Annotated in this window: 1 pseudogene; it reads left to right on the forward strand. The window is 61.7% G+C overall.

Going from position 1 to position 546, the window contains the following annotated elements:
* A pseudogene (locus tag NW858_RS12245) lies at window positions 1-546 on the forward strand (hybrid sensor histidine kinase/response regulator); the annotation flags it as partial.

Genomic DNA, 546 nt, shown 5'->3' on the forward strand with positions numbered 1-546 from the left:
GGCTAGGCTTTGGCTCAAGCGACTTCGAAGCGACTCCTTTAAGTCTGGAAGCAGAAGCCTCCTCTGCCTTTGACGAGCTGTTTGCCAACGCAGAAGCGCTATCCGATATCGAGGAGACACCGCCGGAGCTGATCCCTCCTTCCCCTGAGCCTTTCTCGCAGGTGTTCGAGGAGCTGAGCCCAGAAGAGGGGAGAGGGGACTCGGATTTGGCGGAGCTGTTTGGCGAAGTAGTGGACGAAGCAGCAGCAGAGCTGGCCTCTGTCGAGCCTACCGAGCTGAGAGGGGCCGAGGAAACAAGTCAGGCCGTCTGGGATGTCCCTCTGGCGGCCCAAGTTGCTGCGGCAAGCCTCGAGGAAGCCCCGGCTGCAGACGAAGCTGCAAGTGCCGGAGTGGAGGCCTTGTTCGAGCTCGAGGAGCTTGCAGTAGAGAGTTCTCCTCTGCAGGAGCTGTCCCAGTTGCCTGACCTTGGGGCTGCTCCCGACAGTGGGCCGGAGGCGGATCTCTGGGCAGAGGAGTTGTCTTCGTCCCTCCAGCCGATCCCTGGGG

It is taken from the genome of Synechococcus sp. H55.10, assembly GCF_047502715.1.
Classification (GTDB): Bacteria; Cyanobacteriota; Cyanobacteriia; order Thermostichales; family Thermostichaceae; genus Thermostichus.